Annotated in this window: 27 protein-coding genes and 1 tRNA gene; 14 read left to right on the top strand and 14 right to left on the bottom strand. The window is 69.3% G+C overall.

Going from position 1 to position 24,919, the window contains the following annotated elements; all coding sequences use genetic code 11:
* Positions 1 to 139 precede the first annotated feature (139 nt).
* Both ACFYWS_RS35555 and ACFYWS_RS35550 read left to right on the top strand, forming a co-directional pair.
* Positions 140 to 988, top strand: a complete 849-nt coding sequence (locus ACFYWS_RS35555; RefSeq protein ID WP_389283354.1) for a helix-turn-helix domain-containing protein — start codon at positions 140 to 142, stop codon at positions 986 to 988.
* Positions 988 to 1,215 carry a DUF397 domain-containing protein gene (locus ACFYWS_RS35550; protein ID WP_389283352.1) on the top strand — a complete coding sequence of 76 codons (228 nt, stop codon included), beginning with the start codon at positions 988 to 990 and terminating at the stop codon, positions 1,213 to 1,215. Before ACFYWS_RS35555 ends, ACFYWS_RS35550 begins: the two co-directional genes overlap by 1 nt.
* Here ACFYWS_RS35550 and ACFYWS_RS35545 read toward each other — a convergent pair.
* Positions 1,133 to 2,236 carry a hypothetical protein gene (locus ACFYWS_RS35545; protein WP_389283350.1) on the bottom strand — a complete coding sequence of 368 codons (1,104 nt, stop codon included), beginning with the start codon at positions 2,234 to 2,236 and terminating at the stop codon, positions 1,133 to 1,135. The genes ACFYWS_RS35550 and ACFYWS_RS35545 overlap by 83 nt on opposite strands.
* Before the next feature lie 244 nt (positions 2,237 to 2,480).
* Between ACFYWS_RS35545 and ACFYWS_RS35540 the strand changes: the two genes are divergently transcribed.
* Entirely contained in the window at positions 2,481 to 2,954 is a 474-nt protein-coding gene (locus ACFYWS_RS35540) for a carboxymuconolactone decarboxylase family protein (RefSeq protein WP_389283348.1), read from the top strand.
* Positions 2,955 to 3,068: 114 nt separating this feature from the next.
* Entirely contained in the window at positions 3,069 to 3,377 is a 309-nt protein-coding gene (locus ACFYWS_RS35535; protein WP_389283346.1) for a hypothetical protein, read from the top strand.
* A gap of 4 nt (positions 3,378 to 3,381) precedes the next feature.
* Here ACFYWS_RS35535 and ACFYWS_RS35530 read toward each other — a convergent pair whose 3' ends face one another.
* The 3 genes from ACFYWS_RS35530 to ACFYWS_RS35520 all read right to left on the bottom strand — a co-directional run bounded on the left by ACFYWS_RS35530 (position 3,382) and on the right by ACFYWS_RS35520 (position 6,379).
* Positions 3,382 to 3,777, bottom strand: coding sequence for a VOC family protein (locus ACFYWS_RS35530; RefSeq protein ID WP_389283344.1), 396 nt, complete (start codon positions 3,775 to 3,777; stop codon positions 3,382 to 3,384).
* 39 nt (positions 3,778 to 3,816) lie between these two features.
* Complete coding sequence (locus tag ACFYWS_RS35525; RefSeq protein WP_389283342.1) at positions 3,817 to 4,806, bottom strand: GlxA family transcriptional regulator; 990 nt, start codon at positions 4,804 to 4,806, stop codon at positions 3,817 to 3,819.
* 106 nt (positions 4,807 to 4,912) lie between these two features.
* Positions 4,913 to 6,379 (bottom strand): DUF445 domain-containing protein, encoded by a 1,467-nt coding sequence (locus ACFYWS_RS35520; RefSeq protein WP_389283340.1) that lies wholly within the window; start codon positions 6,377 to 6,379, stop codon positions 4,913 to 4,915.
* A gap of 251 nt (positions 6,380 to 6,630) precedes the next feature.
* On the opposite strand from ACFYWS_RS35520, the gene ACFYWS_RS35515 reads away from it, so the two are divergent.
* Positions 6,631 to 7,950, top strand: a complete 1,320-nt coding sequence (locus tag ACFYWS_RS35515; RefSeq protein ID WP_389283338.1) for an SGNH/GDSL hydrolase family protein — start codon at positions 6,631 to 6,633, stop codon at positions 7,948 to 7,950.
* Between the two features lie 68 nt (positions 7,951 to 8,018).
* On the opposite strand, the gene ACFYWS_RS35510 is transcribed toward ACFYWS_RS35515, so the two are convergent.
* The 3 genes from ACFYWS_RS35510 to bcp form a co-directional block, all read right to left on the bottom strand.
* Positions 8,019 to 8,102, bottom strand: a tRNA-Leu gene (locus tag ACFYWS_RS35510).
* A 180-nt stretch (positions 8,103 to 8,282) separates the two neighbouring features.
* Positions 8,283 to 9,785 carry a glycine betaine/L-proline transporter ProP gene (proP, locus tag ACFYWS_RS35505; RefSeq protein ID WP_389283336.1) on the bottom strand — a complete coding sequence of 501 codons (1,503 nt, stop codon included), beginning with the start codon at positions 9,783 to 9,785 and terminating at the stop codon, positions 8,283 to 8,285.
* A 173-nt stretch (positions 9,786 to 9,958) separates the two neighbouring features.
* Positions 9,959 to 10,426, bottom strand: coding sequence for a thioredoxin-dependent thiol peroxidase (gene bcp / locus ACFYWS_RS35500; RefSeq protein ID WP_266710760.1), 468 nt, complete (start codon positions 10,424 to 10,426; stop codon positions 9,959 to 9,961).
* Between the two features lie 135 nt (positions 10,427 to 10,561).
* Between bcp and ACFYWS_RS35495 the strand changes: the two genes are divergently transcribed.
* Both ACFYWS_RS35495 and ACFYWS_RS35490 read left to right on the top strand, forming a co-directional pair.
* Entirely contained in the window at positions 10,562 to 10,909 is a 348-nt protein-coding gene (locus tag ACFYWS_RS35495; protein WP_389283335.1) for a DUF3618 domain-containing protein, read from the top strand.
* A 101-nt stretch (positions 10,910 to 11,010) separates the two neighbouring features.
* Positions 11,011 to 11,313, top strand: coding sequence for a co-chaperone GroES (locus tag ACFYWS_RS35490; RefSeq protein WP_326015685.1), 303 nt, complete (start codon positions 11,011 to 11,013; stop codon positions 11,311 to 11,313).
* A gap of 26 nt (positions 11,314 to 11,339) precedes the next feature.
* On the opposite strand, the gene ACFYWS_RS35485 is transcribed toward ACFYWS_RS35490, so the two are convergent.
* Positions 11,340 to 13,604: a transglycosylase domain-containing protein gene (locus ACFYWS_RS35485; RefSeq protein ID WP_389283333.1), complete on the bottom strand. Its 2,265-nt coding sequence runs from the start codon at positions 13,602 to 13,604 to the stop codon at positions 11,340 to 11,342.
* 155 nt (positions 13,605 to 13,759) lie between these two features.
* Between ACFYWS_RS35485 and ACFYWS_RS35480 the strand changes: the two genes are divergently transcribed.
* From ACFYWS_RS35480 to ACFYWS_RS35465, 4 genes are read left to right on the top strand one after another with little or no spacing between them, the layout of a single operon-like run.
* Positions 13,760 to 14,563: an ABC transporter permease gene (locus ACFYWS_RS35480; RefSeq protein WP_389283331.1), complete on the top strand. Its 804-nt coding sequence runs from the start codon at positions 13,760 to 13,762 to the stop codon at positions 14,561 to 14,563.
* 49 nt (positions 14,564 to 14,612) lie between these two features.
* On the top strand, positions 14,613 to 15,377 hold the full coding sequence (locus ACFYWS_RS35475) for an ABC transporter permease (RefSeq protein ID WP_389283465.1): 765 nt from the start codon (positions 14,613 to 14,615) through the stop codon (positions 15,375 to 15,377).
* 17 nt (positions 15,378 to 15,394) lie between these two features.
* Complete coding sequence (locus tag ACFYWS_RS35470; RefSeq protein WP_389283329.1) at positions 15,395 to 16,372, top strand: ATP-binding cassette domain-containing protein; 978 nt, start codon at positions 15,395 to 15,397, stop codon at positions 16,370 to 16,372.
* Positions 16,373 to 16,398: 26 nt separating this feature from the next.
* On the top strand, positions 16,399 to 17,112 hold the full coding sequence (locus ACFYWS_RS35465; protein WP_389283328.1) for a DUF1707 domain-containing protein: 714 nt from the start codon (positions 16,399 to 16,401) through the stop codon (positions 17,110 to 17,112).
* 143 nt (positions 17,113 to 17,255) lie between these two features.
* Here the strand turns inward: ACFYWS_RS35465 and rdgB are convergent, their stop codons facing one another.
* The 4 genes from rdgB to ACFYWS_RS35445 form a co-directional block, all read right to left on the bottom strand.
* Positions 17,256 to 17,861, bottom strand: a complete 606-nt coding sequence (rdgB, locus tag ACFYWS_RS35460; RefSeq protein WP_389283326.1) for an RdgB/HAM1 family non-canonical purine NTP pyrophosphatase — start codon at positions 17,859 to 17,861, stop codon at positions 17,256 to 17,258.
* Positions 17,862 to 17,886: 25 nt separating this feature from the next.
* A complete protein-coding gene (locus ACFYWS_RS35455) occupies positions 17,887 to 18,276 on the bottom strand; it encodes a hypothetical protein (protein WP_389283324.1) in 390 nt (129 codons plus the stop codon).
* Positions 18,277 to 18,430: 154 nt separating this feature from the next.
* Positions 18,431 to 19,165, bottom strand: coding sequence for a ribonuclease PH (gene rph, locus ACFYWS_RS35450; protein WP_389283322.1), 735 nt, complete (start codon positions 19,163 to 19,165; stop codon positions 18,431 to 18,433).
* 81 nt (positions 19,166 to 19,246) lie between these two features.
* The gene (locus ACFYWS_RS35445) at positions 19,247 to 19,480 is read right to left on the bottom strand and encodes a glucose PTS transporter subunit EIIB (protein WP_389283320.1); all 234 of its coding nucleotides are present in this window, start codon (positions 19,478 to 19,480) and stop codon (positions 19,247 to 19,249) included.
* A 190-nt stretch (positions 19,481 to 19,670) separates the two neighbouring features.
* Between ACFYWS_RS35445 and ACFYWS_RS35440 the strand changes: the two genes are divergently transcribed.
* Both ACFYWS_RS35440 and ACFYWS_RS35435 read left to right on the top strand, forming a co-directional pair.
* Positions 19,671 to 20,957, top strand: coding sequence for a PTS transporter subunit EIIC (locus tag ACFYWS_RS35440; RefSeq protein WP_389283318.1), 1,287 nt, complete (start codon positions 19,671 to 19,673; stop codon positions 20,955 to 20,957).
* Positions 20,958 to 21,123: 166 nt separating this feature from the next.
* Positions 21,124 to 22,374, top strand: coding sequence for a PTS transporter subunit EIIC (locus tag ACFYWS_RS35435; RefSeq protein ID WP_389283316.1), 1,251 nt, complete (start codon positions 21,124 to 21,126; stop codon positions 22,372 to 22,374).
* An 89-nt stretch (positions 22,375 to 22,463) separates the two neighbouring features.
* Here the strand turns inward: ACFYWS_RS35435 and ACFYWS_RS35430 are convergent, their stop codons facing one another.
* Positions 22,464 to 23,216 (bottom strand): MBL fold metallo-hydrolase, encoded by a 753-nt coding sequence (locus tag ACFYWS_RS35430; protein WP_389283314.1) that lies wholly within the window; start codon positions 23,214 to 23,216, stop codon positions 22,464 to 22,466.
* 213 nt (positions 23,217 to 23,429) lie between these two features.
* Here ACFYWS_RS35430 and ACFYWS_RS35425 point away from each other — a divergent pair, with 213 nt between their 5' ends.
* Complete coding sequence (locus ACFYWS_RS35425) at positions 23,430 to 23,873, top strand: type II toxin-antitoxin system PemK/MazF family toxin (RefSeq protein ID WP_389283312.1); 444 nt, start codon at positions 23,430 to 23,432, stop codon at positions 23,871 to 23,873.
* A gap of 94 nt (positions 23,874 to 23,967) precedes the next feature.
* Here ACFYWS_RS35425 and ACFYWS_RS35420 read toward each other — a convergent pair whose 3' ends face one another.
* On the bottom strand, positions 23,968 to 24,918 hold the full coding sequence (locus ACFYWS_RS35420; RefSeq protein WP_389283310.1) for a PLP-dependent cysteine synthase family protein: 951 nt from the start codon (positions 24,916 to 24,918) through the stop codon (positions 23,968 to 23,970).
* Position 24,919 lies beyond the last annotated feature (1 nt).

The following is a 24,919-nucleotide window of genomic DNA, read 5'->3' as shown; positions in this document are numbered from 1 at the left end:
CGAGAATGGCACAGAGAAGTCTCGCTGTGTAACTTCTCACGAGAATCCATCGAGTGAATCCGCTGGTACGCCAACTCCCGCCATGCCTAGCCTGTTTGGGATCTCCGGGAACTTCCCGGCCCACACGGGGAGGAACCCCATGCCCGCCGTCCGGACCACCACGCGCCGTCGCCAGCTCGGCGCCACGATGCGGAAGCTCCGTGCCCGCAAAGGGCTCACTCTTGAGGAAGCCGGGAATCTGGCCGGCGTCTCCAAGGCGACCGTCAGTCGGTACGAGACCCAGTCGGGCCCCGTGAAGTGGATCGTGGTGGATGCCCTTTGCCGCGCCTACGAGGCAACTGAGTCTGAACGGGACGCGGTTGTCGGGCTGGCCAAGGATGCCAAGCAGCAGGGCTGGTGGAGTTCCTTCACCGACTCCATCCCGGAGAGCATGAACCTGCTGCTCACGCTGGAGGACGAGGCCGTACGCGAGGACCACTTCTGCTCGGTCTACGTTCCTGGGCTGCTCCAGACCCGCGAGTACAGCACCGCCCTCCAGAAGGCCAACGAAGTGCGGCTCGCCCAGCCCGAGATCGAACGGCTCGTGGACATCCGCATGAAGCGGCAGGCCATCCTGGACCGCCCGACGCCTCCGCACCTGTGGGCCGTCCTGGACGAGTCCGTGATCCGCCGCGTCGTCGGCTCGCCCAGAATCATGAAGGCGCAGCTCGACCGGCTCCTCGAAGCGAGTGAATCGGCGCACATCACGCTGCAGATCCTGCCGTTCGCCAAAGGGGCGCACGGGGCGGCTCTGGGAAGCTTCGTGATCCTGGGGGCCGCCGAGACAGCCCTCGACGTCGTGTACGTAGACCTCCATAGCGGCTCGCTCTTCCTGGAGAAGGAGGAGGAACTCGCGCGCTACCGGCTTGCGTTCGAATACCTTCGCGCACAAGCGTTGGACATGGAGGCATCCGCCGCTGTGATCCAGAACGTACGCAAGGAGCTCTAATGCAAGGTGGGCCCGCGCTTCCAGCGGCTCAGAAATGGTTCAAGTCGTCGTACAGCGGCGCCAATACGACTGAGTGCGTGGAAGCCTGCCCCGTCACCGGCGGAATGGCGATACGTGACTCCAAGGCCCCCGACGGGAACGTCGCTACGTTCGGCGCCCGCCCCTGGGGCGACTTCCTGCTCTCCCTTCGGGCCGCAGGCCCCCGCGGCCCTCTGGGCGTGAGGTAGAACTCGCGCCCCGCGGCGGCGGGTTGACGAGAAGTGGTGGCGCCGGACGGCGGCGCGCCGCGGCCAACGCCCCCCGAATCTCCCCCGCCACCCCCTCCGCCCGCCACCGCAGGTCCTCCGCCGTGACGGCCAGGACCGGGAGGCCCGCGTGGGCGAGGCGGTTGCGTTGGGAGAGGGTGCGGCGCCAGGAGGCCGGGTCCAGGTGGTACTCACGGGAGTCGACCTCCAGGGCCAGGCCCTCCGCCGCCCAGTACGCGTCCGGGCGGGCCAGAAACATGCCGGTCACAGGGTCGTGGAGGTTCGGGTTCCACAGGGGTTCCGGGAGGTCGTAGGCGTGGACCACCGTACGGGCGTCCGCCTCCAACGCTGAGTGCACGCCCGCCACCAGGTGGCCCTTCGCCCTCGCCACGTACGGGGCGTAGCCGCGATGGGACGCGCCGAGTTCGGCCATGAGCGCCTCCGGTGTGCAGAAGCCGCGCTGCACCGCCTCCGCCAGGACCGCCGTCACATCGCGTTCGCAGGCGAGTGCGGGCACCGCGTCCGCCACCGCCCGCACGACGGCCGCGGCCCCGAGCCCCGCCACCGGGAAGTCCTCCGGCATACGGCGCGTGCGGTGCACCCTCACGTACGACGAGGACGCACCACGCGCGCCCACGCCCTCGTACGGGACCAGCACATCGACGTAGCGCAGCCGCTCCGGGCGCGGCGCCGCCCGGAAGTTGTGCAGGGACAGTGCCGCGAGTCCCGTGAGCAGCGCGCACTCACCCGCGTACAGGAGTGCCGCGCGCATGCGTTGGCGCGGGGTCGGCGTGCCGGAGTGGAGGAGGTGCACCCGCGGCAGCACCCGCTGCCAGGGGCCGCTGGGGCGGCAACGGTGGCTGGTGGTCGAATCCGCGCAGCCGAGCGCCATCAGTTGGGCGCGGGTGAGGAGTTGGTCCTGGGTGAGGGCCAGTGGGTGGCGCGTCAGTGCCGCCATGGAGGGGGCGGATGAGGTGCGCTGTGTGTGGGGCTGGGTTTTCATGGGGTTCTTCTGCCCCTCTCAGCCGGGTTGTTACTCTCCGTAGTGGAAGCGTCTTGGGCTGTGACGCTCAGCCACGATCTCTTCGTAGTTTCGCGTCACGGACCCCCTCTCCCGTGAGACCCACATCACGCTTCCCCATGTCACACCCCCACCCCCCGCTCCGTCACATCTACGTAGCCGCAAGCGCGGCGCCGCACCGAGCGCGCCACACCAACCGCCCCACCCACCACCACAGGAGCCCGCCATGGAAGCCCGTATCAACCCCTTCACCAGCCCCATCGCCGGGAAGGTCATCAAGCACATCAACTCCGCCGGGAAGGTCGTCGCCGACTCCACCCTCCCCGCCGCGACGCAGGAGCTCGTGAAGATCCGGGCCAGCCAGATCAACGGCTGCGGGTTCTGCACCGACATGCACACCAAGGACGCCGCGCACGCCGGCGAGACCGTGCAGCGGCTGCACCTCGTCGCGGCCTGGCGCGAGGCCACCGTGTTCACCGACGCCGAGCGCGCCGCGCTCGAACTGACCGAGCAGGGCACGCGGATCGCCGACGCCGCCGGCGGCGTTCCGGACGAGGTGTGGGCGAACGCCGCGAAGTACTACGACGAGGAGCAGCTCACCGCCCTCGTCTCGCTGATCGCCATCATCAACCTCTACAACCGCGTGAACGTCATCGCGCAGATGCCCGCCGGTTCCTACCAGCCCGGCCAGTTCGGCTGAGCCGCCCTCCCCGCGCGGGCGCGGCCCTCACCCCCGAGGGCCGCGCCCGTACCGCCGGGCGTAACCTCACAAAAGAGACGCACCCCGAGACATCAGACGCCGGAGGTTCACCCCATGGCCCGCGCCCTCCCCACCGCCCCGATAGCCGCAGCCGGACTCGTCGGGGGCTACGCCACCGCCCGTTTCACCAAGAAGCGGCCGCTGGGCGGGGCCGTGCTCGCCGTGGCCGGGGCCGCCGCCGCGACGCAGTGGACGAAGACGCGGGGCGGGAAGGTCGCGGGGGCGCTGACGGGCGCGTACGTCGCCGCGTTCGCCGGGTCGCACCCGCTGGCCAAGAAGGTGGGGGCCTGGCCTGCGGTGTTCGGGGTCGCGGGGGCTGTCGCCGCCGCCTCCTACGTACTCGTGGACCGCAAGGCCGGCTGAGGCCCTACGGCCGGGCGTGCGTCAGGACGTTCACGACCTTTCCCTGCGGGTCCCGTACGAAGAAGCGGCGCACGCCCCACTCCTCGTCCCGCAGGTCGTGGACGATGTCGGCGCCAGCCGCGCGCATCGCCGCGTACACCGCGTCGACGTCGTCGACCTCCACGCTGATGTCCGGCACCACCGGAGCCGTCGCCTCGTGCGTGAAGAACTGGATCTGTGCGGTGGGGTCGGAGGGTGAGACCAGGGTCATGATCCAGCCCATGTTCATCGCCTCACGGAAGCCGAGTGCCCCGTAGAAGGTGCGGTTCGTCGCCATCGCCGCCTCGTCGGGCACCGTGACGTTCGGGACTGCTCTGCGGATGTGCGCGGGCGCGTGCGCGTGCGCGTCGTCGGTTGCCATGCCGCTCATGGTCGCTCAGAGTCGCTGATGGTCGCTCGCTCACCGTCCCCGGAACGTCGTCCTGTACGTCCCCGGCGACACCCCCAGCAGCGCCTGGAAGTGCTGGCGCAGCGACGTTCCGGAGCCGAAGCCCGTCTCCGCCGCGACCCGGTCCACCGTGTGGTCCGTCTGTTCCAGCAACTCCCTTGCCCGGTCCACCCGTTGGCGGTTCAGCCAGGTCATCGGGGTCAGGCCCGTCTCCTCGCGGAAGCGGCGGTTGTAGGTGCGGATCGACATGGCGTCGCGGGACGCCAGTTGCGCGAGGGACAAGGGCTCCGCCAGTCGTCCCAGCGCCCACTCCCGCGAGCGGGACGTCGACGCCGGGCCGCCCGTGCCCTCCGACGGAACCGGGCGCTGGATGTACTGCGCCTGGCCGCCCTCCCGGTGCGGGGGCACCACCGTGCGGCGAGCCAGCTCCGTCGCCACCGCCGCGCCGTGGTCCTCGCGGATCATGTGCAGGCACAGGTCGATGCCCGCGGCCTCCCCCGCCGAGGTCAGCACCCGGCCCTCGTCGACGTAGAGGACGTCCGCGTCGACCGTCACGGAGGGGAACGTACGGGCGAACCGGTCCGAGGACATCCAGTGCGTCGTCGCCCGGCGGCCGTCCAGGAGGCCCGCCGCCGCCAGGACGAACGAACCCGTACAGATGGATGCGACCCGGCCGCGGACCGCCGACAGCGACTCCTCCAATTCGGCGTCCAGATCCCCCTTCCGGAGTTCCTCGTCCGTCTCGTGCGACGCCGGGACCAGCACCGTGTCCGCCGCCGCCACCGCCTCCAGGCCGTGCTCGGCGTAGACCGGGAAGTCGGCGTCCGTGCGGATGCGGCCGGGGCGGGGAGCGCACGTCGTCACCTTGTAGAGGCGCTCGCCCGTGGAGGGATCCCGGGCCGTACCGAAGAGCTGATGGACCAGGCCCAGCTCCATGGGCAGGACACCGTCCCGTACGAGGACCGCCACCGGCGTCGGGCCATGCGCACGTCGCGTACTCATGGCCAGATTCTTTCACTACGCGGTCGTCCGGCCAGCCGGGTGGCCAGGTGCGCGTCTCGCGTCTGGGGCGGCGCGAGGGCCGTACCGGGCCCCCGTACAGAGAGCGCTACGCTCCCAGCGCCCGCGACACCGTAAAGATCAGCAGGCCCGCCAGCGAACCCACCACCGTGCCGTTGATCCGGATGAACTGCAGGTCACGGCCGATGTGCGCCTCGATCTTGCGGGTCGTGTGCTCGGCGTCCCAGCCCGCGACCGTGTCCGTGATGAGGGACGTGATCTCCGCGCGGTACGTCGTCACGACATACACCGCCGCGCCCTCCACCCAGCCGTCGACCTTGGAGCTCACATCCGGCTCCGTCGACATCCGGCGGCCGAGCGAGAGCAGCGAGGCCCGCACCCGAAGACGCAGCTCACTGCGCTCGTCCTCGGCCGCAGCGACGATCATCCGGCGGACCGCGGACCAGGCCGAGGCGATGATGTCCTGCACCTCGGAACGGCCCAGGATCTCCGACTTCAGACGCTCCACCCGGTCCCGCGTGTCGGAGTCGGACTGAAGGTCGGCGGCGAAGTCGGCGAGGAAACGGTCGAGCGCGCCGCGCGCCGGGTGGTCCGGCATGTCGCGCATCTCCGTGACGAAGCGCAGCAGCTCCTTGTAGACGCGCTCGCCCACCCGCTTGTCGACGAAACGGGGCGTCCAGCCGGGGGCGCCGCCCTCCACCGCGTCCATCACCGAGTCGGAGTGCAGCACCAGCCAGTCGTGGGCGCGGGCGCACACCAGGTCGACGATCCGCTTGTGGCCGCCGTCGCCCACGACCTTCTCCAGCATCTTGCCGAGCCCCGGCGCGATCTCCGCGTTGTCCGCCCGACGCGTGATGGCCTCGCCGACGATCGCCTGCACGTCGGAGTCGCGCAGCACCGTCAGGGCGCCCCGCAGCGCCGTCGCCAGCTCCGCCGTCACCCGATCGGCGTGATCCGGCTCCGCGAGCCACGCACCGAGGCGGCTGCCGATGCCGACCGCGCGCAACCGCTCCCGTACGACATCGCCCGACAGGAAGTTCTCGCCGACGAACTCGCCCAGCGAGACCCCCAGCTGGTCCTTCTTGGTCGGGATGATCGCCGTATGCGGAATGCGCAGGCCCAGCGGGTGGCGGAACAGGGCGGTGACCGCGAACCAGTCGGCCAGCGCACCGACCATGCCGGCCTCCGCGGCCGCCGCGACGTAACCCGTCCAGGCGCCCGCGCCCGCGTGCCCCGCCCACGTGGCCAGTACGTAGACGAGCGCGACGAAGACCAGCAGCCCGACCGCCGTCAGCTTCATCCGGCGCACGCCGCGCCGCTTCTCCTCGTCCGCCGCCGTGAACTCGGCGACGAAGCGGCGGGCGGGGTGGGTGGGGTGAGCGGGGTGAGCGGGCCGGGATTGGCCCGTTGTGGCGCGGGAATGCTCCTCGGTGTCCGCTTCAGCCGCTTCGACCCCTTCAACCTCTTCGGCTGCTTCAGCTGCTTTGTCCCCTGTGCCGTAAGCCCCCTGGCGCCCCTGGGGCCCCTGCGCCCCGCGCTTCACGTCGCCGTCCACTCAGCCCACTCCGCATCGGTCATCGGCCCGACTGTCACCGGCCATCACTCCCGACTCTCGTCGGCTTCGACTTCGGCTGTCATTCGCCTCACACATTGTCCCTTCATGACCTACTCCCGGAACGAACCAAAGGTTCCCGGCGTCTGAATGTCCGGAGGGGGGCAGTGTCGGCCCCCTCCCGTCCCATGACGCATCATGGGTTCATCGCATCGGAGCCTCGGGCTCCCCCTGCCCGAGGAGACACACACCGCATGACCAAGCGTCACGGTTATGCCTTGTTGACCGCGCTCGTCGCGGTCGTCGTGACGATCTCTGCCGCCATCTACGTGGGCTTCTCCGGAGTCCTGGGCGGCGACGACGACATACAGGCCGGCGGCGCACACCCGCGCAGCTCCGCCGCCCCCGCCTCCACCGGCACCTGGGCCGGCAGCTGGTCCGCCTCCCCCGCCGGCGGAGAGCCCGGCACGGAGACGAACGGGTTCTACGGCCACTCCATCCGCAACATCGTGCACACCAGCGTGGGCGGCAGCGCCGCGCGCATCACCCTGTCGAACCTGTACGGACAGTCACCGCTGCGCATCACGCACGCCTCTATCGCCGTGGCCTCGGCGCCCAACAACCCGACGGCCCTGTCCGACACGATGCGGCGCCTGACGTTCTCCGGAAACTCCTCGGTCGTCATCCAGCCCGGCCAGCAGGCCGTCAGCGACGCGCTGCGGATCACCGTGCCGAGCGACTCGGACATGCTGGTCACCACGTACTCGCCGACACCGTCCGGGCCGGTCACGTACCACCCGCAGGCCCGCCAGATGTCGTACGTCGCCCGGGGCGACCGCACCGAGGAGTCCAGCGGCACGCTCTACAACCAGCAGAGCCCGTACTGGCGCTACCTCAGCGCCCTCGACGTGCTCAGCAACGAGGCGCAGGGCACCGTCGTCGTCATCGGCGACTCCCTCACCGACGGCATAACCTCCACCATGGGCGCCAACCGCCGGTGGACGGACATACTCGCCGAGCGACTGCGCACGGAGTCGGGCGCCCCGCGCTACGGCGTCGTCAACCAGGGCATCAGCGGCAACCGGATACTGGCCGACGGCTTCGGCCGCCCCGCCAACAACCCCAGCGGCCTCTCCCGCTTCGAACGTGACGCGCTCAGCCGCTCCGGCGCCCGCGCCGTCATCATCGACCTCGGTATCAACGACATCCTGCGCACGCCGCAGCAGACCGACCCCGCGAAGATCGTCGACGGTCTGCGCGAGATGACCCGGCAGGCGCACACGCGCGGCCTGCGGGTCGTCGGCGCGACGCTCATGCCGTTCCAGGGCCACCCCGGCTACCGCCCGAACCTGGAGGCGGTCCGCCAGTCCGTGAACGAGCAGATCCGCGCCGGCAAGGTCTTCGACAGCCACGTCGACTTCGACCGCGCCCTGCGCGACCCGTACAACCCGCGCCGCCTCCTCGACCAGTACGACTCCGGCGACCACCTCCACCCCAGCGACGCGGGCTACCGCAAGATGGCGGAGTCCTTGAACCTGTCGTCGCTGCGGGGGTCGACGGGGGCGGAGCTGTAAGGCGTGTCCGGCTGAGTCCGGCGACATACGAAAGGGCGCCCCGCTACCGGGGCGCCCTTTCGTATGTGTGCGGTCGAAGGGACTCGAACCCTCACGGGATTTCTCCCACCGGGACCTAAACCCGACACGTCTGCCAATTCCGTCACGACCGCATCAAAACGGGCAGATCACCTTCCGGGCCTGTTCCGCCTCGTCAGTGTACGACGGTGCTCCCCGACCGAGAGGCTTACCTGCCGACCGGGCATCAAGTCCTGGCCAGTGCATGGCAGTTGAGGCAGAGACGAACCGCCCCGCGCCACAGGGCAACGGAGCGGTTCGACGAGCAGGGCGAGTCAGAACTTCGGTGTCGGGGCCTGGGATTCGACCATTTCCGCGGCCTCCTCGTCCGTCTCCACCGAGGGCGGGGAGCCGGCCAGGGGCTTCTGGGCCGTTTCCTTCATGCAGGCGACCGCGATGACGCCGACGAGTGCCGCGGCCATCGAGTAGTACGCGGGCATCATGTCGGAGCCGGTCAGGCCGATCAGGGCGGTGATGACCAGGGGGGTCGTGCCGCCGAAGATCGAGGCCGAGAGGTTGTAGCCGACCGAGAGGGAGCCGTAGCGGACCTGCGTCGGGAAGAGTGCCGGGAGGGCCGCCGACATGGTGCCGAGGAGGCAGACCAGGGAGAGGCCGAGCAGCAGCATGCCGAGCGAGACCGCCCACAGGGCGCCGTTCTTGACCAGGAGGAAGGACGGGATCGAGAGGACGAAGAAGCTGAGCATGCCGGTCATGAGGAGCGGCTTGCGGCCGAAGCGGTCGGAGAGCTTGCCGACCTGGCTGATGATGCACATCAGGACGACCATCGTGATGATCAGGATCAGCAGGCCGTGCGTCTCCGAGTAGCCCATCTCGTCCGACAGGTACGTCGGCATGTACGAGAGAAGCATGTAGTCGGTGATGTTGTACGCGCCGACGAGGCAGATGCAGAGGATCAGCGTCGGCCAGTGGTCGCGGAAGATCTTGGCCAGGTCGCCCTTGGCCGTCGTCTCCACGGAGGAGGCGGCGTCGGAGGCGCGGTGCGAGGACTCGTCCTCCAGCTTCTGGAACGCGGGGGTCTCGTCGAGGCGGAGCCGGAGGTAGAGGCCGACCAGGCCGATGGGGCCCGCCACCAGGAACGGGATGCGCCAGCCCCAGGACTCCATGCCGTCGCTGCCGAGCACGGACGTCAGGATCGTGACGAGGCCGGCCGCGCCGACGTAGCCGGCGAGGGTGCCGAATTCGAGGAAGCTGCCGAAGTAACCGCGGCGCTTGTCGGGGGCGTACTCGGCGATGAAGGTGGAGGCACCGCCGTACTCACCGCCGGTGGAGAAGCCCTGGACGAGGCGGAAGAAGATCAGCAGGACCGGCGCCCAGAAGCCGATCGTCGCGTAGGACGGGATCAGGCCGATCGCGAAGGTGCCGATGGCCATGAGGATCATGGTCAGCGCGAGGACCTTCTTGCGGCCGACCTTGTCACCCATGGGGCCGAAGACCATGCCGCCGATCGGGCGCACGAGGAACGAGACCGCGAAGGTCGCGAACGACGAGATCAGCTGGACCGTGTCGTTCCCGGAGGGGAAGAAGACGTGGCCGATGGTGACGGCCAGGTACGAGTAGATCCCGAAGTCGAACCATTCCATGGCGTTACCGAGCGACGCCGCCTTCACCGCCCGCTTCACAGCGGAGTCGTCGGTGACGGTGATGTCGGTGCGGCGCAGCGGCGGGTTCTTGCGCCGCTTGACTGCGCGGAACAAGGCGCGGTGACGCTTGACCGCCTCCGGGTCGGGCACCAGCCCTTCCTCGGTGTCGGTGGTCATGGGGTGGATCCCTTCTCTGACTGCAAAGCGCTTCCAGGTTCCACCTGCTCACGGACGTTCGTTGCAAACGAAAGTCCCAAGCTTTCGGGACTTTCGTCACAACCTTTCGTCCCTAACTTCCGCCAATGCCCGAACTTTCGCACGTGGAGGCGGTCCAGGAGGTGCGGGAATTCTCAGATGCCGAGATCCTTGATGATCTTCGCTACGTGGCCGGTCGCCTTCACGTTGTAGAGGGCGCGCTCGACCTTTCCTTCCTCGTCGACGACCACCGTGGAGCGGATGACTCCGGTGACGACCTTCCCGTACAGCTTCTTCTCGCCGAAGGCGCCGTAGGCCTCCAGGACCTTCTTCTCGGGGTCGCCCACCAGGGTGACCTTGAGGTTCTCCTTCTCGCGGAACTTGGCGAGCTTCTCCGGCTTGTCGGGGGAAACGCCGATGACGTCGTAGCCGGCCTCGGCGAGGACGTCGAGGTTGTCGGTGAAGTCGCAGGCCTGCTTGGTGCAGCCCGGGGTGAGGGCAGCGGGGTAGAAGTAGACGATCGTCTTGCGGCCCTTGTGGTCGGCGAGGGAGACCTCGTTGCCGTCGGCGTCGGGCAGGGTGAAGGCGGGCGCGGTGTCGCCGGGCTGCAGTCGCTCGCTCATGGGGGCCTCCTGGGGCGTCGTGACAAGTGGACTCGGTTGAGCGTAATGGGGGTGCCGGGGGGTGGTGTGGGCGGTGAACTGACAGACTGTCCATTACTCATACGCAGTGAGAGCAGCGACCTTGGAGGCAGCGCGGTGTCGCACACGTCCAGTACGCCGGATACCCCGGACACGCGGACCCCGGCCCAGATCGAGGCGGACATCAAGCGCCGTCGCGAGACCCTGGCCGAGACGCTCGACGAGATCGGGATCCGGGTCCACCCGAAGACGATCGTCGGCGACGCGAAGGCCAAGGTCGCCTCGCAGGTCGACCACACGCTCGGTCGGGCATACGTCGGGGCGAACCGGCTGGTCTCCGAGGTGAAGGGGCAGTTGGTCTCGGAGGAGGGCGCGCCACGTCTGGAGCGGATCGTGCCGGTCGCGCTCGTGGTGGTGGGTGTCGTGGGGCTCGTCACGGTGCGTTCGCGGCGCCGTAAGCGCTGACCCGGCGGCCCACAAGTGCGCGTGGGGCAGGTAGGTTCGTCGGCGTGAGCGCCAATCCCGATAAGCACAGCACCCGCCATGACGACAAGCTGCCCATCCGCATGCTGCACGACCGTGTGCTCGTGCGGCAGGACACCTCCGAGGGTGAGCGGCGCAGTGGTGGCGGCATCCTGATTCCCGCGACGGCGGCCGTCGGCAAGCGACTTGCCTGGGCCGAGGTCGTCGCGGTCGGGCAGAACGTGCGGGCCGTGGAGCCGGGTGACCGGGTGCTGTTCGATCCGGAGGACCGGGCGGAGGTCGAGGTGCGGGGTGTCGCGTACGTGCTGATGCGCGAGCGGGATCTGCACGCGGTGGCGGCCGACCGGTTCGAGGGTTCCGAGGATTCGACGGGCCTGTACCTGTAGCCGTTCGGCCGGGTGGGCCCGCGGGCTCACGGTGACTTCGGGGCGCTGAGGGGGTTCAGGCCCGAGTCGCCGGGGCTCGGGGAATCGGTGGGCTCATCTTCGCCGCCCGTCGGGTCCTGCGAGGGAGGTGTCTCGCTCGACGGTTCGTCGGACGGGGTCTCCTCGTCCGAGGGTGTCGCGGAGGCGGTGTCCGAGGGGGATTCGGTCGCGGATTCCGATGCGGATTCCGAGGTCGAGGGCAGCGGTTCCTGTTCGGCTCCGCTCTGGAGGTCCAGGTCGAAGTCGCTCGCCGGAGTGCCGGAGAGGGCCGCCTGCGTGAACTGGGCCCAGATCTGTGCCGGGTACCCGCCGCCGTTGATCCGGGCGAGGCCCGTCGCCCCGTACAGCGGGGTCTGCGCGCCGGAGACCGGGTCCTGGCCCATCACCGAGACGACGGTCGCGAGGTCGGGGGTGTAGCCCGCGAACCATGCCGCCTTGTCCTCCTCCGCGGTGCCGGTCTTGCCGGCGGCGGGGCGTCCCGCGGCCTTGGCGGCGGTGCCGGTGCCGCCGTCGACGACCGACTTGAGGATCGACGTGGTGGTGTCGGCGGCCGCGCGGGGGACGGCCTGCCGGGTCTCCTTCTTGGGGAGCGTGACGTCCTCGCCGTTCTTGGTGACCGCGTCGAGCAGCGTGTACGTGCCGTGTTCGCCGTGGTTGGCGAGCGTCGCGTACGCCTCGGTCATGTCGAGGACGGAGGCGGTGGAGGGGCCGAGCGCGATCGACGGGGAGGCGGTCAGGTCCGGGGTGTCGGAGGGGATGCCGAGGTCGAGGGCGGTCTGCTTGACCTTGTCGGAGCCGACGTCGACGGCCATCTGCGCGTACACCGCGTTGACGGACTTGTCGGTGGCCTCGCTGACCGTGATGTTGCCGTAGGAGCGGTCGTCCTCGTTGGCGGGGGCGTACCGGCCGCCGTCCCAGCCCTGTACGGCGCGCTTGTTGGTGCCGTCGTAGATGGTGCTGGGGGTGATCCTGCGGCCGTCCTGCGTGGTCGAGGCGTTCTCGACGGCGGACGTGAACACGAACGGCTTGAACGTGGAGCCGACCTGGTAGTCGCGGCGCGTGGCGTTGTTGACGTACTGCTTGGTGTAGTCGACGCCGCCGTACATGGCGCGCACCTTGCCGTTCGACGGGTCGATGGCGGCGCCGCCCGCGCGGACGTTCTTGTCGATGTCCCGGGCGTCCTTGTCGAGTTTCGACATCAGCTGGTCGTCGACGGCCTTCTCGAAGGCGCTCTGCTTCTTCTTTTGCAGCGTGGTCGTGATCCGGTAGCCGCCGCCTGCGAGGGTGTCCTCGTCGAGGATCTTGTTGTCGGTGATGTAGTCCTTCACGGCCTGCACGAGGTAGCCGCGCTGTCCGGAGAGGCCCGACGGTGCCTTCGCCTGGTCGGGCGGGGGGAACTTCATGTTCTTGCGGTCGGAGGCGTCGAGCCAGCCCTCCTTGACCATGCCGTCGAGCACGTAGTTCCAGCGGGCGGTCGCGGCCGTCTTGTTCTCGGGGTGTGCGGCCACGTCGTACGCGCTCGGGGCGTTCACGAGGGCCGCGAGATAGGCGCCCTGAGCGGTCGACAGGTCCTGGACGTCCTCGCCGTAGTACGCCTGGGCGGCGGCCTGGATGCCGTACGCGTTGCGCCCGAAGTAGCTGGTGTTGAGGTAGCCCTCAAGGATGTCGTCCTTGGACTTCTCGCGGTCCAGCTTGATGGAGATGAAGAACTCCTTGGCCTTCCGGGTGACCGTCTGCTCCTGGCCCAGGTAGTAGTTCTTCACGTACTGCTGGGTGATCGTGGAGCCGCCCTGTTTGCCCTTGCCGGTGAGCGTGGACCAGGCGGCGCGGAGCATGGCCTGCGGGTCGACGGCGGATTCGGAGTAGAAGTCGCGGTCCTCGGCGGCGAGCACCGCGTGCTGCACCGACTTGGGGATCTGGGTGAGGCTCACGTTCTCCCGGTTGACCTCGCCGTCGCGGGCGATCTGGCTGCCGTCCGCGTACAGGTACACGTTGCTCTGCGCGGTCGCCGCCGAGTTGGCGGCGGGGATGTCCACGAGGAAGTAGCCGAGGGCGAACAGGCCGACGCACAGCAGGATGAAGCCGACGAGGCCGCCGAGCAGCATCCGCCAGGTGGGGATCAGGCGGCGCCAGCCGGTGCGCCTGGGCCGCTTGGCCTTGCCGGTGGCGGCGGGCGTGGCGCCTGCGTCGGGCGTGCCCGGCTCCTGGGGCCGCGTCGGCTGCTCGGGCTGCTCCGGCTCGTCGCTGCTCATGTCCTGTGGAACTCCTGATCCGCGTCGTACATCACGTACGCCCTGTATGACACATATGACCTCCAAGACTGCTACATGGAGCCGAAAATCTGTGGCAGGCGACGCGCGGGGGCCCTAAGCTCCTGCGCTTCGGCCTGTTTTCGGGAGGGGGATCGGTGGGAGCAGTGCGGCTGTACGCGACCGTCGCCGCAGGAGGTTTCCGCAGATACGCCACCTATCGCGGCGCGACGCTCGCCGGGGTCTTCACGAACACCGTGTTCGGCCTGATCATCGCCTGCACCTATATCGCGCTGTGGGACGAGCGGCCGCGGCTCGGCGGATACGACCAGGCGCAGGCGCTGACGTTCGTGTGGGTCGGGCAGGCGATGTTCGCGGTGATGGTGCTGCAGATCGGCGGTGGCTTCGAGACCGATCTGATGGAGCGGATCCGCAGCGGGGACATCGCCGTCGACCTGTACCGGCCGGTGGATCTGCAGTGCTGGTGGCTGGCGCAGGATCTCGGCCGGGCGGCCTTCCAGTTCCTGGGGCGCGGTGTCGTACCGATGGCGGTGGGGTCACTGATCTTCCAACTCGCGCTGCCCACCGACCCGTTGAGGTGGCTGGCATTCCTGCTGACGCTGCTGGCCGGGGCGGCGGTGAGTTTCGCGATCCGCTATCTGGTGGCACTGTCGGCGTTCTGGCTGCTGGACGGCAGCGGGATCGTGCAGATGTCGGGGCTCGTGTCGACGTTCCTCTCGGGGATGCTGCTGCCGCTGAACGTGTTCCCGGGCGCCTTCGGCGAGGTCGCCCGCGCCCTGCCGTGGTCGGCGCTCCTCCAGGTTCCGGCGGATGTGCTGCTCGGTGAGCGGGGCGTGGGCGGGGCGCTGCTGTTCCAGGGGGCGTGGGCGGTGGTGCTGCTCGGCGCCGGGCGGCTGTTGCAGTCCGCCGCGACACGGAGGGTGGTGGTGCAGGGTGGCTGAGCGGAACGCTCTCGGGGAGGCGGCGCGGACGTACCGGCTGGTGGGCGGGATGTGGATCCGGTCCACGATGACGTACCGGGCGTCGTTCCTGATGACGGTCTTCGGGAACTTCGCGGTGACAGGCCTTGAGTTCGTCGGGATCCTGCTGATGTTCTCGCAGGTGGACCGGCTCGGCGGGTACGGCCTCGCGGAGATCGCCTTCCTGTACGGGGCGGCGGGCACGTCCTTCGGGCTCGCGGACCTGGCGTTCGGGTCGGTGGGGCGGCTCGGGCAGCGGGTGCGGGACGGCACGCTCGACACGTTCCTGGTGCGGCCCGCGCCGGTGCTCGCGCAGGTCGCGGCGGACCGGTTCGCGCTGCGCAGGCTGGGGCGGGTCACGCAGGGCGTGGTGGTGCTCGGGTACGGCCTCACCGCGATCGACGTGGCGTGGACGCCGCTGAAGGTGCTGCTCGTCCCGGCCCTCGTGATCAGCGGCGGCGCCATCTTCACGGCCGTGTTCATCGCGGGCGCGGCCTTCCAGATCGTCGCGCAGGACGCCTCCGAGGTGCAGAACGCGGCGACGTTCGGCGGCAACGCCATGCTCAGCTACCCGCCCACGGTTTTCGGTGACACTTTGCTGAAAAGTGTCACGTTCGTTCTGCCCCTCGCCTTCGTGAACTGGCTGCCCGGCCTCTACATCCTGGGCCGCCCCTATCCGCTCGACCTGCCGCGGTGGGTGGCGTTCGCGCCGCCGCTGGTGGCGGCCGCCTGTCTGGCCCTCGCGCTGTCCGCCTGGCGGGCGGCGCTTCGTACGTACCGCAGCACGGGGAGTTGACGTTGGAAGTGGGGCCTATGGGAGACGAGTTCATCCGGCTCGACGAGGTCGAGAAGGTCTTCGACGTACGGCGCAAGACGGGCTTCATGCGGCGGGAGCGGCGTGAGGTGCGGGCCGTGGACTCGCTGAGCTTCACGGTGCGGCGCGGCGAGATGGTCGGCTACATCGGGCCGAACGGCGCGGGGAAGTCGACGACGATCAAGATGCTGACGGGCATCCTCACCCCGAGCGGCGGCCGGCTCCGGGTCGCGGGCATCGACCCCTCCCGCGAGCGGGCCCGCCTGGCGCAGCGGATGGGCGTGGTCTTCGGGCAGCGGACGACACTGTGGTGGGACCTGCCACTGATCGACTCGTACCGCCTGATGCGGCGCATGTACCGCATCGAGGAGAGCCGCTACGAGCAGAACCTGGCACGCTGCGTAGAACTCCTCGAACTGGGCGACCTGTTGGACGTCCCCGTACGCCAGCTCTCACTCGGTCAGCGGATGCGCGGGGACATCACGGCGGCGCTCCTCCATGACCCCGAGGTGCTGTACCTGGACGAGCCGACGATCGGCCTGGATGTCGTATCGAAGGTCAAAGTACGCGGATTCCTCAGGGACTTGAACGCCGAGCACGGCACGACGGTACTGCTCACGACGCACGACCTCACCGACATCGAGCAGCTGTGCCGCCGTGTGATGGTCATCGACCACGGGAAGCTCATGTACGACGGTGAGCTGGAGGGCCTGCACGCGACGGGCGGCGCGGCGGCCGAGCGGACGCTCGTCGTGGACCTGGAGCGTGAACTGCCGCCGCTGGACGTGGAGTTCGCGCGAGTGGTGAAGGTGGAGGGGGCGCGGCAGTGGCTGGCGTTCCCGGCCGGGCAGTCGGCGGCGCCGCTCGTGGCGCGGATCGCCGAGCGGTATCCGATGGTCGACCTGTCGGTGCGCGAGCCGGACATCGAGGCGGTCATCGCGCGGATGTACGCGAGGGACACATCCGTAGCGCCTTGACGTGAGTCGTCCGTACGCTGACACCCATGACGGACGAATCCGGCCGACCCAGGCCCTCCGCTGGCACCCCCGAACTACGCGCGTCCGACGCCGATCGCGAGCTCGTCGCCGAGCGCCTGCGGGACGCGCTCGCGGAGGGACGCCTCGACATGGAGGAGTTCGGCGAGCGGCTCGACGCGACGTATCAGGCGCGTACGTACGGGGAGCTGGCGCCGCTGACGAAGGACCTGCCGGTCGGGGCGGGGGCTTCGGGGGCCGTGAGTTTCGTGAAGGAGCCGCTGCCGGAGGGGGCCGTCGACTGGGCTTCGCGGATCCGGGGCGAGGCGAGTTCCACGTGGGGCGTCGGGATCATGTCCGGGTTCCAGCGCAAGGGGCGGTGGACGGCGCCGCGGCGGTTCAACTGTTTCGCGTTCTGGGGCGGCGGTGAGATCGATCTGCGCGAGGCGGACTTCGAGGCGCGCGAGGTCGTGATCAACTGCGTGGCGGTCATGGGCGGGATGAACGTGGTCGTGCCGCCGGGCGTGGAGGTCGTGGTGCGCGGCATCGGCATCATGGGCGGCTTCGACCACAGCGAGGAAGGTGTGCCGGGTGACGCGGGCGCGCCGCGCGTGGTGGTCACCGGTTTCGCGTTCTGGGGCGGAGTCGGCGTAGAACGCAAGGTCACCCGCGCGGAACGCCAACGCCTCAAGGAGGCCCGCCGCCGCGCCAAGCGGCGGGGCCTTGACCGGGGGGACGGCTGACGCCCACCAGCGGTTCACCGTCACGGGGCTCCGCCCCGGACCCCGCTGCTCAATCGCCGCAGGGGCTTGAAATACCCACATCAAGCCCCGCCGGCGATTGAGGCGCGGGGTCCGGGGCGGAGCCCCGTGGCCGCAACGCCGGTTCAGCCCAACAGCTCCCGCACCACCGGCACCAACGCCCGAAACGCCTTCCCCCGGTGGGAAATCGCGTTCTTCTCGTCCGCCGTGAGCTCCGCCGCCGTCCGCCCATCCCCCTCGACCTGCAGAATCGGGTCGTACCCGAACCCACCCGCCCCCGCAGGCGCATGCCGCAGCACTCCACGCATCTGCCCCTCGACCACCCGCTCCGTACCATCCGGAAGCGCGAGCGCCGCCGCGCAGGCGAAATGCGCCGTACGGTGCCGGTCGTCGTCGATGTCACCGAGCTGCGCGAGCAGCAGCTCCAGGTTCGCCCGGTCGTCACCGTGCTTGCCGGCCCAGCGCGCCGAGAAGATGCCGGGTGCGCCGCCGAGTACGTCGACGCAGAGGCCGGAGTCGTCGGCGACGGCGGGCAGACCGGTGGCCTGGGCGAGGGCGTGGGCCTTGAGGAGCGCGTTCTCGGCGAACGTCACGCCGGTCTCGCGGACGTCCGGGACCTCGGGGTAGGCGTCGGCGCCGACCAGCTCGTGGGGCAGGCCGGCGTCGGCGAGGATGGAGCGGAGCTCGACGATCTTGCCGTTGTTACGGGTGGCGAGAATGAGGCGGGTCATGCCTCCAGTATCCAGGCCGCCCGAGCTACGAGGTGCAGACCTTGGTCAGCTCGCCCGCGGAGTCGGTGACCGGGGTGACGTCCGGGGCCGCGTCACCGTTCTTGATCGACGTACGGACGTTGTCCACCGCCTTGTTGAGGTCGTCGACGGCCTTCGAGACATCGGCGTTGTCGGTCTTGTCGCCGATGTCGTCGAGGTTCTTGTCGATCTTGTCGAGGGACTCGCCGGCCTGCGTCGGGTCGTTGGACGCGTTCTCCACGGCCTGCTGGAGGTCGGTCACGCTGTCGGCGATGGAGTCGGCCGTGCGGGCACAGTCGAGTGCCTTGTCGACGGCCGAGCAGCCGACGGTGGCCGGAATCGCGACGAGTGCCGCGGTGGCGGCCAGTATGGCGAGACGTCGGTGGCGCGCGGGCATGGAAGGGTCCTCCCCTGAAGTACGGACGGCTGGACGGCAGTTGGTGTCGTGCGCCGTCCACCCACCCGTAGTGACGCAGTCGATGGCTGTGCGGTTGCTGTGCCCTGCCACCCTACTTGGGGAGTTCTTTACCTGGTCACGGACTTGGTGAGGCCTAGGAGAGGGTCTCTTCCAGGGCCTTGCGCTGGATCACGGCGAGCTCGTCGCAGCCCGCGACGGCCAGGTCCAGAAGGGCGTTGAGCTCGTCGCGGGCGAAGGGCTCGGCCTCGGCGGTGCCCTGGATCTCGACGAAGCGGCCGTCGCCGGTGCAGACGACGTTCATGTCGGTGTCGGCGCGCACATCCTCCTCGTAGGGGAGGTCGAGCATCGGGACGCCGTCGATGATGCCGACGGAGACGGCGCTCACGGTGCCGGTCAGCGGCTTGCGGCCGGCCTTGATGAGCTTCTTGCCCTGGGCCCAGGAGATGGCGTCGGCGAGCGCCACGTACGCGCCGGTGATGGCGGCCGTGCGGGTGCCGCCGTCGGCCTGGAGGACGTCGCAGTCGAGCACGATGGTGTTCTCGCCGAGGGCCTTGTAGTCGATGACGGCGCGCAGCGAGCGGCCGATCAGGCGGCTGATCTCGTGCGTGCGCCCGCCGATCTTCCCGCGGACGGCCTCGCGGTCGCCGCGGGTGTTCGTGGAGCGCGGGAGCATCGAGTACTCGGCGGTGACCCAGCCCTCTCCGCTGCCCTTGCGCCAGCGCGGGACGCCCTCGGTGAAGGAGGCGGTGCAGAAGACCTTGGTGTCTCCGAAGGAGACGAGGACGGAGCCTTCGGCGTGCTTGCTCCAGCCGCGTTCGATGGTGATCGGGCGGAGCTGTTCGGGGGTGCGGCCGTCGATGCGAGACATAGGGAGGAGCGTATCGGGTGCGGCGAAGGCCCCACCCTCCGCGTGGGAGTGTGGGGCCTTCGCGCGCGCGGCCTCAGCGGCTCACATCATGTCTTCGATGTCCGCGGCAATGGGGTCCGCGTCGGTGCCGATGACGACCTGGATCGCGGTGCCCATCTTGACGACGCCGTGGGCGCCGGCGGCCTTGAGCGCGGCCTCGTCGACCAGGGCCGGGTCCTTGACCTCGGTACGCAGGCGGGTGATGCAGCCCTCGACCTCTTCGATGTTGTCGAGTCCGCCGAGGCCGGCGACGATCTTCTCTGCCTTCGTGGCCATTTCGTTCTCCCTGTGTTCTCCGGGCCCGCCTATGGGCCGCTTTGTCACGGTAACCCACGGTTGGCCCAACTTCGCGAGCGGTGACCCCACCCGTGACGAAAGATGACGAGCACGGACCGACCCGTCCCCGCAACTGGTCTACACCAGTATCCAACGACCGCCAAACGTGGCTTGTTCCGGGAGGACGCCCATGAGCGCCAACGCTGCCGCCGCACCGCGACCGAGCCCCTGGAGCAACTTCTTCCAGGGGCTCCAGAAGATGGGGCGCAGCCTTCAACTGCCCATCGCCGTGCTCCCGGCGGCGGGCATCGTCAACCGTCTCGGCCAGCCCGACGTCTTCGGCGAGGACGGGCTCGGCTGGACCAATGTCGCCAAGGTCTTCTCGGGCGCGGGCGGCGCACTGCTCGACGCCGACCTCGGTCTGCCGCTGCTCTTCTGCATCGGTGTCGCGATCGGCATGGCGAAGAAGGCGGACGGTTCGACGGCTCTCGCGGCGGTCGCGGGTTTCCTCGTCTACCGGGGCGTACTGCACCAGTTCCCGATCGACTGCGAGGGCGGCGCGAAGGCGGTGGCGACGGGCTGTCAGGCGGCGGACGGTGCCGTGGCGGCCTTCACGTACCAGAACCCGGGTGTGTTCGGCGGCATCATCATGGGCTTCCTGGCCTCGTTCTTCTGGGTCCGCTACCACCGCACCAAGCTGGTCTCCTGGCTCGGCTTCTTCAACGGCCGCCGGCTCGTCCCGATCATCATGGCCTTCGTCGGCATCGTCTTCGCGGCGCTGTGCCTGTGGATCTGGCCCGCGATCGGCAGCGGCCTGGAGAGCTTCTCGAACTGGCTGGAGAGCCTGGGCGCGATCGGCTCCGGGATCTTCGGTGTCGCCAACCGCGCGCTGCTCGTGATCGGCCTGCACCAGTTCCTCAACGTCCCGCTGTGGTTCCAGTTCGGCTCGTACACGAAGCCCGACGGCACGACCGTGCACGGCGACATCAACATGTTCCTGAGCGGCGACCCGACCGCGGGCATCTACCAGTCGGGCTTCTTCCCGATCATGATGTTCGCGCTCCCGGCGGCCTGTCTGGCGATCGTCCACTGCGCACGGCCCGAGCGGCGCAAGGTGGTCGCGGGCATGATGCTGTCGCTCGCGCTGACCTCGTTCGTCACCGGTATCACCGAGCCGATCGAGTACTCCTTCGTCTTCATCGCGCCGGCGCTGTACGCGGTGCACGCGGTGCTGACCGGTGTGTCGATGGCGGTGACCTGGGCGCTCGGCGTCAAGGACGGCTTCAGCTTCTCCGCGGGTCTGATCGACTACCTGATCAACTGGAACCTGGCCACCAAGCCATGGCTGATCATTCCGATCGGCCTCGCCTTCGCCGTCCTCTATTACGTGATCTTCCGGTTCGCGATCACGAAGTGGGACATCAAGACGCCGGGCCGTGAGCCCGAGGAAGAAGTCGAGGACATCACCAAGGCATAACGCTTTCGGCGCCGCCGCGAGCGCCTGCGGCAATGGGCCCCCGGACCACTTGGTCCGGGGGCCCATTGCTGCGGGAATCGAGGGTTCCTTATCCCGCCTTCACCGTGCTACAACAGGTCTACACCACTGAGTGGTGTAGACCATCTGCTTTTCATGGAGGAAGTTGATGAGCACCGCCAGCGCTACGGCGGCCCCCGCAAAGAAGCGGGGTTCCGGCCTTTTCCAGGGCCTCCAAAAGGTGGGCCGCAGCCTGCAGTTGCCGATCGCGGTGCTTCCTGCCGCCGGCATCATGGTGCGGCTCGGCCAGGACGACATCTTCGGCAAGGACGGCCTCGGCTGGGACAAGGTCGCCGCGGTCTTCAACAACGCGGGCGGCGCCCTCACCGGCAGCCTTCCCCTTCTGTTCTGCATAGGCGTCGCCATCGGCTTCGCCAAGAAGTCCGATGGCTCGACGGCGCTCGCCGCCGTCGTCGGATTCCTCGTCTACAGCAAGGTCCTCGAGGCCTTCCCGGTCACCGAGGCGGTGGTCAAGAAGGGCGAGGACGCCGCGGCGACGTACAACGACCCGGGTGTCCTCGGCGGCATCATCATGGGTCTGCTCGCCGCCGTCCTGTGGCAGCGCTTCTACCGCACCAAGCTGGTGGACTGGCTCGGCTTCTTCAACGGCCGCCGGCTCGTCCCGATCATCATGGCCTTCGTCGGCATCGTCGTCGGCGTCTTCTTCGGCCTGGTCTGGGAGCCCATCGGCAGCGGCATCTCCAGCTTCGGCGAGTGGATGACGGGCCTCGGCGCCGGTGGCGCGGGCCTGTTCGGCGCCGTGAACCGTGCGCTGATCCCGATCGGCATGCACCAGTTCGTGAACACCGTCGCCTGGTTCCAGCTCGGTGACTTCACCAACGCCGCGGGCGACGTCGTGCACGGCGACATCCCGCGCTTCCTGGCCGGTGACCCCTCGGCCGGCATGTTCCAGTCCGGCTTCTTCCCGATCATGATGTTCGGCCTGCCGGCCGCCGCGATCGCGATGGCGCACTGCGCACGCCCCGAGCGCCGCAAGGCCGTGATGGGCATGATGGTCTCGCTCGCGCTGACCTCGTTCGTCACCGGTGTGACCGAGCCGATCGAGTTCTCGTTCATGTTCATCGCGCCGGTCCTGTACGTGCTGCACGCGGTGCTCACCGCCGTCTCGATGGCGGTCACCTGGGCCCTCGGTGTGCACGCCGGCTTCAACTTCTCGGCCGGGTTCATCGATTACGCGCTGAACTGGACCCATGCCACCAAGCCATGGATGATCATCCCGGTCGGCCTGGTCTTCGCGGTGATCTACTACGTGACCTTCCGGTTCGCGATCATCAAGTTCAACCTCACCACCCCGGGCCGCGAGCCCGAGGAGGAGGTCGAGGACCTCACCAAGGCGTGAGCGACTCCCCCGTGTGACCGTACGAGCGTGTGCCCGTACGAGGAAGGCCCCGGAACCGCTGAGGTTCCGGGGCCTTCCTCGTACCGCTCTCAGACCGTGTACGACACTCCCGGCGCCGCCAGCTCCACCGGCCCGTCGTACACCGCGCGCGCGTCCGCGAGGTTCACCTGCGGGTCCGTCCACGGCGGGATGTGCGTCAGGACGAGCTTGCGGGTGCCGGAGCGCTGCGCCACCTCCCCCGCCTCCCGGCCGTTGAGGTGCAGCGCCGGGATGTTCTCCTTGCCGTGCGTGAACGCGGCCTCGCACAGGAACAGATCGCTGTCCTGGGCCAGTTCGTCCAGCGCGGCGCACGGCCCGGTGTCCCCGGAGTACGTCAGGGAGCGCCCGCCGTGCTCGACCCGGATCGCGTACGACTCCACCGGGTGGCACACCTTCTCCATGCGGACGGAGAAGGGCCCGATCTCGTACGAGCCCGGCTTCACGGTGTGGAAGTCGAAGACCTCGCTGAACGCGGAGGCCGAGGGCGTGTCGGCGTGCGCGGTGGTCAGGCGCTGCTCGGTGCCCTCGGGGCCGTAGACGGGCATGGGACCGCAACGGCCGCCGTCGTGGCGGTAGTAGCGCACGACGAAGTACGCGCACATGTCGATGCAGTGGTCCGCGTGCAGATGCGAGAGGAAGATCGCGTCGAGGTCGTAGAGACCGACATGGCGCTGCAGCTCGCCCAGGGCGCCATTGCCCATGTCGAGGAGCAGCCGGTAGCCGTCGGCCTCGACGAGGTAGCTCGAGCAGGCCGAATCCGCGGACGGGAACGACCCCGAGCAGCCGACGACGGTGAGCTTCATAAGAGCCTTCAACCTCCGCGCTGGCGGTCGGAAATGCGGGGTGGAGTCATGGGCCACAGGGCCCCAAGGGGGTCTGTCGAGCGTAAGGCGCAAAAGGGCGGGTGGCTCCTCCGTCACGGGCCGTTGTGGGCGAACTCACCTGCACTGTCACCGGTTCGGAGGGCTCCGGGGCCGCGGAAGCACCCCGCGCGCCTCACCGGTACCGTCATGCCTATGGACACGTCCTGGTGGCTCGCGCTCGCTGCCGTCGTACTGCTCGCGCTCGTCGCGACGCTGGTCGACGGGTGGGGGCGCGGCACGCGGCACCGCCGCCGGGAGCGGCATGTGCCGCGGGACGGGCACGCCCGCGGGCCCGAGCCGGGGGACATCTGGTGGGCGCTCGTGCCGTACGAGGACGGGCCCGGCGGGAAGGACCGGCCGTGCCTGGTCCTTTCGGTGCGGCGGGGCGTGGCCACGGTCGCCAAGATCACCAGTCGGTATCACGACGAGCGGCCTGGCGTGATCGCGTTGCCGCCGGGGACCGTGGGGGATGCGCGCGGGCGGGCGAGCTTTTTGGAGACGGATGAGCTCCGTACGGTGCCGGTGAGTGATTTCCGGCGGCGGGCGGGGATCATCGACCCCGGGCTGTGGGACCAGGTGCGACACCTGGGGCACTGAAAAGCCCCTCCGGCGTTGCGGTCCCGGGGCTCTGCCCCGGACCCCGCTCCTCAAACGCCGGAGGGGCTGAAGATGAACGGCTCGAACTGAAGCGTCACGCCCAGAGCTGGCCGTGCAGGACCTCGATGGCCTCTTCCGTGGTCGCGGCCGTGTAGACCCCCGTCGACAGGTACTTCCACCCGCCGTCGGCGACGACGAACACGATGTCGGCGGACTCCCCCGACTTCACCGCCTTCTTGCCCACGCCGATCGCGGCATGCAGCGCCGCCCCCGTGGAGACGCCCGCGAAGATGCCCTCCTGCTGGAGGAGCTCACGCGTGCGGGTCACCGCGTCGGCCGAGCCGACGGAGAACCGGGTGGTGAGGACGGACGCGTCATAGAGCTCCGGGACGAAGCCCTCGTCGAGGTTGCGCAGCCCGTAGACGAGGTCGTCGTAGCGCGGCTCGGCCGCGACGATCTTGACGTCGGGCTTGTGCTCGCGCAGGTAGCGGCCGACGCCCATGAGCGTGCCGGTGGTGCCGAGCCCCGCCACGAAGTGCGTGACGGACGGGAGGTCGGTGAGGATCTCCGGGCCGGTCGTGGCGTAGTGCGCGCCCGCGTTGTCCGGGTTGCCGTACTGGTAGAGCATCACCCAGTCCGGGTGCTGCTCGGCCAGCTCCTTGGCGATGCGGACCGCCGTGTTGGAGCCGCCCGCGGCCGGCGAGGGGATGATCTCCGCGCCCCACATGGCGAGCAGGTCGCGACGCTCCTGCGAGGTGTTCTCCGGCATGACGCAGACGATGTTGTAGCCCTTGAGGCGGGCGGCCATCGCGAGCGAGATGCCGGTGTTGCCGGAGGTGGGTTCGAGGATGGTGTCCCCGGCCTTGATCCGGCCTTCCTTCTCGGCCTGTTCGATCATGTGGAGCGCGGGGCGGTCCTTGATCGAGCCGGTCGGGTTGCGGTCCTCCAGCTTCGCCCAGATCCGCACGTCGTCGGAGGGCGAGAGCCGCGGCAGGCGCACCAGGGGGGTGTTGCCCACCGCGGCCAGCGGACTGTCGTAGCGCATG

This window comes from Streptomyces sp. NPDC002795 (assembly GCF_042888725.1).
Classification (GTDB): Bacteria; Actinomycetota; Actinomycetes; order Streptomycetales; family Streptomycetaceae; genus Streptomyces.
Note: the sequence above shows the minus strand (reverse complement) of the source record. Positions and strands in the feature narration are given on the sequence as shown.

Bases quoted from the DNA above. Each gene is read 5' to 3' on its own strand.
- ACFYWS_RS35555 (WP_389283354.1), top strand. From the start codon at position 140: ATGCCCGCCGTCCGGACCACCACGCGCCGTCGCCAGCTCGGCGCCACG.
- ACFYWS_RS35550 (WP_389283352.1), top strand. From the start codon at position 988: ATGCAAGGTGGGCCCGCGCTTCCAGCGGCTCAGAAATGGTTCAAGTCG.
- ACFYWS_RS35545 (WP_389283350.1), bottom strand. From the start codon at position 2,236: ATGAAAACCCAGCCCCACACACAGCGCACCTCATCCGCCCCCTCCATG.
- ACFYWS_RS35540 (WP_389283348.1), top strand. From the start codon at position 2,481: ATGGAAGCCCGTATCAACCCCTTCACCAGCCCCATCGCCGGGAAGGTC.
- ACFYWS_RS35535 (WP_389283346.1), top strand. From the start codon at position 3,069: ATGGCCCGCGCCCTCCCCACCGCCCCGATAGCCGCAGCCGGACTCGTC.
- ACFYWS_RS35530 (WP_389283344.1), bottom strand. From the start codon at position 3,777: ATGGCAACCGACGACGCGCACGCGCACGCGCCCGCGCACATCCGCAGA.
- ACFYWS_RS35525 (WP_389283342.1), bottom strand. From the start codon at position 4,806: ATGAGTACGCGACGTGCGCATGGCCCGACGCCGGTGGCGGTCCTCGTA.
- ACFYWS_RS35515 (WP_389283338.1), top strand. From the start codon at position 6,631: ATGACCAAGCGTCACGGTTATGCCTTGTTGACCGCGCTCGTCGCGGTC.
- proP (WP_389283336.1), bottom strand. From the start codon at position 9,785: ATGACCACCGACACCGAGGAAGGGCTGGTGCCCGACCCGGAGGCGGTC.
- bcp (WP_266710760.1), bottom strand. From the start codon at position 10,426: ATGAGCGAGCGACTGCAGCCCGGCGACACCGCGCCCGCCTTCACCCTG.
- ACFYWS_RS35490 (WP_326015685.1), top strand. From the start codon at position 11,011: ATGCTGCACGACCGTGTGCTCGTGCGGCAGGACACCTCCGAGGGTGAG.
- ACFYWS_RS35485 (WP_389283333.1), bottom strand. From the start codon at position 13,604: ATGAGCAGCGACGAGCCGGAGCAGCCCGAGCAGCCGACGCGGCCCCAG.
- ACFYWS_RS35475 (WP_389283465.1), top strand. From the start codon at position 14,613: ATGTGGATCCGGTCCACGATGACGTACCGGGCGTCGTTCCTGATGACG.
- ACFYWS_RS35470 (WP_389283329.1), top strand. From the start codon at position 15,395: ATGGGAGACGAGTTCATCCGGCTCGACGAGGTCGAGAAGGTCTTCGAC.
- ACFYWS_RS35465 (WP_389283328.1), top strand. From the start codon at position 16,399: ATGACGGACGAATCCGGCCGACCCAGGCCCTCCGCTGGCACCCCCGAA.
- rdgB (WP_389283326.1), bottom strand. From the start codon at position 17,861: ATGACCCGCCTCATTCTCGCCACCCGTAACAACGGCAAGATCGTCGAG.
- ACFYWS_RS35455 (WP_389283324.1), bottom strand. From the start codon at position 18,276: ATGCCCGCGCGCCACCGACGTCTCGCCATACTGGCCGCCACCGCGGCA.
- rph (WP_389283322.1), bottom strand. From the start codon at position 19,165: ATGTCTCGCATCGACGGCCGCACCCCCGAACAGCTCCGCCCGATCACC.
- ACFYWS_RS35445 (WP_389283320.1), bottom strand. From the start codon at position 19,480: ATGGCCACGAAGGCAGAGAAGATCGTCGCCGGCCTCGGCGGACTCGAC.
- ACFYWS_RS35440 (WP_389283318.1), top strand. From the start codon at position 19,671: ATGAGCGCCAACGCTGCCGCCGCACCGCGACCGAGCCCCTGGAGCAAC.
- ACFYWS_RS35435 (WP_389283316.1), top strand. From the start codon at position 21,124: ATGAGCACCGCCAGCGCTACGGCGGCCCCCGCAAAGAAGCGGGGTTCC.
- ACFYWS_RS35430 (WP_389283314.1), bottom strand. From the start codon at position 23,216: ATGAAGCTCACCGTCGTCGGCTGCTCGGGGTCGTTCCCGTCCGCGGAT.
- ACFYWS_RS35425 (WP_389283312.1), top strand. From the start codon at position 23,430: ATGGACACGTCCTGGTGGCTCGCGCTCGCTGCCGTCGTACTGCTCGCG.
- ACFYWS_RS35420 (WP_389283310.1), bottom strand. From the start codon at position 24,918: ATGCGCTACGACAGTCCGCTGGCCGCGGTGGGCAACACCCCCCTGGTG.